The following is a 6,947-nucleotide window of genomic DNA, read 5'->3' as shown; positions in this document are numbered from 1 at the left end:
CGTCGACTTCTTGTCGCGACAAAACGGTGGGCAGCTTCTTGGGACGTTTACCGAACGGAACGGCAGTGACGGGCCACGGCATGGGCTGGGTGTGGCGATAGTAAAAGCGTAGCGCACAGACGGCTTGATTGAACGTGCTATAAGCCAGCTTGCGAATGACCATGTCTTCGGCGAGACGTTGCGTGAGTTCGCAACGGCGTTTTTGATGAGGCGTCATCGGAGAGATGCCTTGAAGTGAAAACGGAACGATGAGGGCGAGCAATCTGCTCGCCGCATTCACTTCAAACGTGGGCCGCCGCGGTTGCTTGGCGCAAGTCAAACCAGCCGAACAAACACCAAGGAAAATCCAAGAAACGAACCAGCGTCTACAATCCGCCAACCGCTTCAAGCGCGTCGAAAAGAAAAGGACAAACGAACGCCCCGCCATCAGCAATAAAAGACAATCGCACGAAGATGTCAGTAGCGTGAACTGCTGCGATTAAGTTCAACGTTCAACGTTCGGCATAACCGGGTCGCCGCAGTTGATGCTCCATTTGAAAACGCGCGTCCGGCGACTCCGCGTTCATGCCATGGTTCTGCAAATATATCTAGTGACGGTAGTCGTAAGACGCCCAGGATACGTCATCGAACGATTCACGCCATCCCCGCGTTCGATTTAAGGTATCGCGCTGGCTTCGAACGTACGGTGTTTTAAAAACGAATCCGAAGAGCCAGATATAGTAGTGCGCTTCGTATTCGACGTTTGGGGATGCATTCTGACCGCCTATAACCTTCAACCGCAGTTTCTCGAAAACACACGGGCACACGTAACCCGGGAGACCACGGTCGTGCTCCGCTTCGAAAACACGACTCACATCAGCACGACCGTACTTTCGACTGGCCGTTCCCATCGATATGTACACTCCAAGCATCACAGGTAAAAGGAGCAATGCACGTAGCGAGAAACATGGGCGCAATCGACGAAGCAGTGTCTTCAAGCGAATTCACCTACGAGACTAATAGTCGGTTGCAGAACGGCTTCGTTCACCGAGGCACGGCGAACGAGTTTGCAGTGAATCGATTGACGAGGACTCCGTGCCTTCGCATGCAACGAACAGTTCGCGGCGCCCCCACGACGACAGTCCGCAGTTCGCCGCTGACGACAAGTTTACCCGATCGGCATTGCGAAGGGTAACGAGTTTCGAACTAGCAGTCGGGGCGTCAGGCGTTGGATTGTCTTGAATCGTGCTCGTGCTCAGCAACGCGGTGCTCATACTCTCAATCGGTTGCCAGGCGTCGGCTAGTCTTCCTCGGCCGAGTCGACCACGCACCGATCAAACCGTGATATCAAGAGCGATCACTAGGAAACAGAGGTTCCGTGAGCTCCGACGGGTGACATTCGTGCGCACCATTCAAGCAGTTGACGAAACATTTAAACCACGAAGTTCGCGAAGCACACGAATATGAGAGTGGCATGACCACGATGCGCTGGTCATTGCAGCCACACCTACCAGTGCGAACGACTCTGCCATTGCCAAACCGCTCGGCTCGCTTGCCGCTTATCCTCTTGACTTCTGACCTAAAGCGATTCGATGGTTATCGAAAGTCGCCCGTATTTTCAGGTTCGTACTTGGTCAATGCAGTCGCCAGCGGGCAGTAGATGGGGATGCATAGAAATGTAACATCCGATCGCTATCGAACTGCATTCCTCGCGAGGATCAGCAGAACGATATACATTGCAGCAGCGCCGGCAAAGGCGCTTGGCCAAAAGGCTTTGCGTCCTCCAAGAAACAGTCCGATCGGTCCTGCGATCATCGCCGCGGGAAGAAAGAGAGCGGGAACTGCGATTAGGGTCGGCGGATTCTGCATCGTCCACACTGCGAACACTAATGCGGAGACAGTCGCAAAGACGACGAGTTCGAACATCGAAATATGTCGTGAATCTCCCACGTGGATCTCGATTTGAACGAGTACGGTTCCTGGGTTCGATAACGGCACGCGTCACCCGGCACGCGCGAGAGATTGTAAATTTCAAACCGCCTGACTCGCGTACTCGGGTGCACGCGATGGTTACCCGCCACTGTGGATTGCTTTGTCAAGTTCGACGAGCCGTTTAGCGCAAGTCATTATCGCGGGTCGCACATCAAAGTCCGGGTATTTCTCTCCCATCGCTAATATTTTGGCGAACGCCCCGATGCACGCTTCGCGTCGGAGTTGTGCTAGAGTCATTCCTTCGCGGTCAGCAAGCCATTTCTCGACACTCGCTTTTTTTAGCGGCGAATAGGATGCGTCCATTTTCGAAGTGTGCGATTCCAAAATGTCCTGGATCAGCCAGAACGAATGGTCGCCCATGTCGACTTCTCCCGATACCGCGCGAGTCAGATAGTTGGATGGAGGTCGTCGCGAGTCGGTGAGATGTTTAACCAGTACGCGAATGGCAGGCAGCCCGCCAGTACGCAGCCTGACATCAGCCGCGTTGACTGCGTCTCGGTCCGAAAAGGTAGCGATAGTTTCGATCGCCCACTCTAGCTCAGGACTTGCGGGTGCCTTTCGGGGCTGGGTCTTGCCAGTGGTGATTGCACCTCCTGCATCCTGGGCGCGACTATAGGTCAGTGCAAATGGCAACAATGCGAGTACGACAATGGATGCAATGTGACGCATAAGCTTGGTCGGGTAACGATTACGATCACGTGGTCGCCGCGGTCGACTGACCACTTCAATGAACACAACTCGGTGGCTCACGTGCATCGAGTTGTTCGTCTGTTTTTAAACTCCGACTCACACCCGACGAATTCCGAATGATAGCACGGATGCGAATTAGGATGCGGCGGATCAAGAGCGAGGATTTCGGTGGATTTGATTCGTAAGACTTATATCGTGACCAGAACGGCATGTTCGAGATAAAGTCTTCCGAGTGATCTGGGGTATCGAAGCCGGAAAAGCGTCGAAGTCGATCGCCAAATGGTAGGTGGGATTGGCCAATGCATTTAGTCCGCGAACTCGGACTTGCGGTACGACGACAGTCAACATAGCGATAAAACAAGCGTGCAACAGACAATCCAAGCAGGCTTCCACCTGCAAGAAGTAAGAAAACAATCCAACCTTGAGGTTCGAGTAGAAAGAGACCTATTCCGGCAATCAATACAGAGCCGATGACCGATAGCCCAAAATGGATGATGAATCGCATCAGTTCAGATGGCCCCATTTCACACAACGAAAGAATCCATGTAAGTCCGAGGTTTGGTGGGTGGGAGTCATTTGTCGTTAAACTGGCGACTCGGACCCGTGATCTGAGCAGCTTGGAACTACCTGTCACATTTGCTCCACCCACCAATACCATGGACTCAGTAGCAATGATCATTCTCGCCATTGACCTCGGTAAATTCAATTCCGTTTGCTGCTTTTACAACCCGAAAACCAGAAAGGCAAAGTTCCTCACAACCCCAACCAAGCTCGAACACATTACCAGTATCTTCGAAGACTGCGGCGCAGACGTCGTCGTCATGGAAGCCTGCGGGCCTTCCGGATGGATCAACGACCTCGCTCAGTTGCACGGCCTCAAGACACTCGTCTGCTCGACCAACGAAGAGGCCTGGCGATGGGCAAACGTCAAACGAAAGACCGACAAGGACGACGCACTCAAACTGGCTCGGATGACGGCAATGGGCGAACTCAAAGGTGTTCACATGCCCTCGCCTCAGCATCGTGAATTTCGTTCGCTGGTAAAGTATCGCAAAACGCTCGACGGACGGATCAACAAAGTTAAGTGCGCGATCCGTGCTTGGTTCGTCAATCACGGAATCGAGATCGACAAAGCGTGGCACACCGGACGCGAGCATATCAACTCATTCCGAAAACCCATCCAAGACTGCACGGCGACGGAGCTCTGGAAAGGGCAACTCGATATCGAACTAACGATACTCGATTCCTTGTCGCTACAGCTCAGCTCGATTGTCAAACGACTTGAACAACTCGGCAAGATCGACGCACGCATTAAGCGTCTACGCACGATTCCCGGTGTCGGCCCAAGGACCGCCGAGATCCTCGTCGCCTGCATCGACGATCCGCATCGATTTGAAAATGGCCGTCAAGTCTCCGCCTATTTCGGGCTGGTCCCACGCCAGTATCAGTCTGGGGAGACCGATCGCAATGGCCGGATCACAAAGCGAGGCAATCCTCTCGCTCGCACGATCCTGGTCGAGTGCGCGTGGGCTGCACTTCGCTACAACCCTTGGGCCAAAGAGATCTATGAGCGAATCTGTGGCAAACAAAAGACACGCAAAAAGAAGGCCGCAATCGCACTGGCACGTAAGATCGCGGTGATCGCATGGGCGATGCTACGTGACGAGAAGGGCTGGGAACCGAAACGGATGATTGAAGTGACGGAGTCCTATGGCTCGATGCCGGCCAAGCTGAAGGAGTCCCTGCAGAGCATGAAGCCCAAGGAAAACAGCGACCAACGGAAGGCACGCTTGCGACGAGAGGCGCGCCAGGCAAAGGCAGCCTCCAAGTCACCCACGTCCAAAACCAGCACAAACAAAGACCACCGAGAGCCGTCGTCAACAACAGCGAACCGATCCACTAAACCGAAAGCAGCCAATCGCAAGCCAAAGCAATCAACAACACAGACTCAACCCAAACCACGGCGAGCAGGAAAGCTAGTACCGCGTACCTGATGCCCTGCACATCGGCGTAACGAATCAGCCCTGCTCGCTGCATCTATCTTCGAGCGGCAAGGACAACCAGCACCAGACGCCTGATGCGTTTGACATCGGCGTAACGAATCGGACCTTGTCGCTCTTATTCAACTGACTTTTCACTCCAACCCATCGTCACCAATACACCACGCGAGCTTGAAGGAGCCCCAACGAAAGCCACCCGATCGATCAACCAAGGAAAGACCTACCCAAGTGTGTGAGCACCGACCAAAGTTGACGCTAGTGATTTGCGTTAGGACCGATCTCGAGAACGAGATCGGAAAATCATCAGACACGTCGCCCTAAAGAATGTGCCGCACCGCCGGAAGGTAGCTTGCTGCTCACTGACGTTAGTCGTCAAAGAAGCCTCCAGGCAAGCTTCATCCATCACGCCAAAACGCTCTCGCACAAGCGATCGTTGAACCGTGTAACGGATCAATGAGGGAACGCAGTCCGCAGCCATGCGGATCTACCAGAAGTCAAAGTGCGTTCACACCTCGAATAGTCGTTTAATCAACATCCTTGCCAAATCGGATCGGGCGTACTTCGAAGGAGACCACTCCGCACAGTTCTCTGTCGCGAACACACACCGATCACCAATGTAAAATCAGATTTTCAAAAAACAGTGGCGACCGCCACTTGCAAACCTCGGACTTCATAGTAGTCGGCGTCGTTCACCGAGGCACGGCAAACGAGTTTGTAGTAAATCGATTGACGGCGACTCCGTGCCTTCGCGTGCAACGATTAGTTCGCGGCGTCCCCACGACAACGGTTTGCAGTTCGCCGCTGACGACAAGTCTACTCGATCGGCAGTGCGTAGGGTAACGAGTTGCGAATTAGCAGTCGGCATGTCAGGCGACGGATTGTCTTCAATCGTGCTCGTGCTCAGCAACGCGGTGCTCGTACTCGCAATCGGTTGCCAGGCGTTGGATTGTCTTCATCGGCCTAGTCGACCGCGCACCGATCAAACCGTGACATCAAGAGCGATCAATAGGAAACGGAGGTTCCGTGAACTCCGATGGGCGGCATCCGATCGCACCATCCAGGCCGTCGACGAAACTTTTAAACCACGAAGTTCGCGAAGAACACGAAGATGGGATGGACATGACCACGGGCGTTGGTCATTGCGGTCACAACCTTCCGCGCGAACGTCGTCATTCACCGAGGCACGGCGAACGAGTTTGTAGTAAATCGATTGACGAGGACTCCGTGCCTTCGCGCGCAAGGAATAGTTCGCGGCGTCCCCACGACGACAGTTTGCAGTTCGCCGCTGACGACAAGTTTACTCGATCGGCAGTGCGAAGGGTGACGAGCAGCGAATTGGCAGTCGGAACGTCAGGCGTCGGATTGCCTTCAATCGTGCTCAGCAATGCGGTGCTCGTAGTCGCTATCGGCTGCCAGGCGTCGGCTTGTATTCATTGGCCGAGTCGACCGCGCACCGATCAAACCGCGACATCAAGAGCGATCAATAGGAAACTGAGGTTCCGTGAAATCGGATGGGCGAGATTCGAGCGCAACAATCAGCAGTTTTGAAGAAAGGCGTCGGTCATTGCGGTCACAACTACCAGCGTGAACGGTAGCCGTCACCGAGGTCGGGCGGTGGACCGACCACTTCAATTGACACGACTCCCGACCTTCGCGTGCACGGCATTGCTACCCGCCCCAAGATTAAAATTGAACGCGAAAGAACCGCGTCGTTTCATTTGTCGTAACACTTGCGAAGGCGTCCTGAAACCTAGCATCGCAATTGAGCTCCAGTCGGTAGCCCTGGTCTTGGAGAAAGTCTTCGCAGAATCGCGATCCAAACCCGTCAACCCAGTGCCCGGATGTAAAGCTGATCAGCTTTTGAATTTCTGAATCCGACAACTCTTCCTTCGCAGTGTATCCGGTCGTCGCAAGAATCACATTCTCAGAATCGAGGTATTCAAGAACGAGTGTTCCGCCTGAGATCAATTTCTGAATCAGAGCCAGTTCCTCGGGATCGCCGTCGAAGAGGTTGTCGATCGGACGCTCATCGCAATACTCCAGTTTGTTAAAGCACCTCAGCGTTTGCTCGTCGTCGATGACGCGACGATTCTGATCAGTTACTTCGCAGTATCCACAGATCTTGATTTCGCACATCGAAAAAAGAACGTTAATATTGGTAAAAATAGTTCGTCGGGTAACTACTAAATGTTGGTACTTCGCAGGCGGATATTGTACGGAATATTGGTAGTTGATGCGAGAATAAAACGGACCACCCATTGTGTTGGTGGCTAAACCTATCGTGCA

Annotated in this window: 3 protein-coding genes and 1 pseudogene; 1 reads left to right on the top strand and 3 read right to left on the bottom strand. The window is 53.5% G+C overall.

From position 1 onward, the window contains the following. Positions 1-217: pseudogene (locus CGZ80_RS21230) on the bottom strand (integrase); the annotation flags it as partial. A gap of 1,832 nt (positions 218-2,049) precedes the next feature. Further along, on the bottom strand, positions 2,050-2,640 hold the full coding sequence (locus CGZ80_RS21205) for a hypothetical protein (protein WP_094417687.1): 591 nt from the start codon (positions 2,638-2,640) through the stop codon (positions 2,050-2,052). A gap of 692 nt (positions 2,641-3,332) precedes the next feature. Here CGZ80_RS21205 and CGZ80_RS21195 point away from each other — a divergent pair. Then, positions 3,333-4,655: an IS110 family transposase gene (locus tag CGZ80_RS21195; RefSeq protein ID WP_233148568.1), complete on the top strand. Its 1,323-nt coding sequence runs from the start codon at positions 3,333-3,335 to the stop codon at positions 4,653-4,655. A gap of 1,689 nt (positions 4,656-6,344) precedes the next feature. Here the strand turns inward: CGZ80_RS21195 and CGZ80_RS21180 are convergent. After that, complete coding sequence (locus CGZ80_RS21180) at positions 6,345-6,797, bottom strand: hypothetical protein (protein ID WP_094417683.1); 453 nt, start codon at positions 6,795-6,797, stop codon at positions 6,345-6,347. Positions 6,798-6,947: the final 150 nt, after the last annotated feature.

Origin of the sequence: Rhodopirellula sp. MGV, assembly GCF_002251265.1 — a bacterium.
Classification (GTDB): Bacteria; Planctomycetota; Planctomycetia; order Pirellulales; family Pirellulaceae; genus Stieleria; species Stieleria baltica_A.
This window is presented reverse-complemented; position numbering and strand designations above follow the sequence as displayed.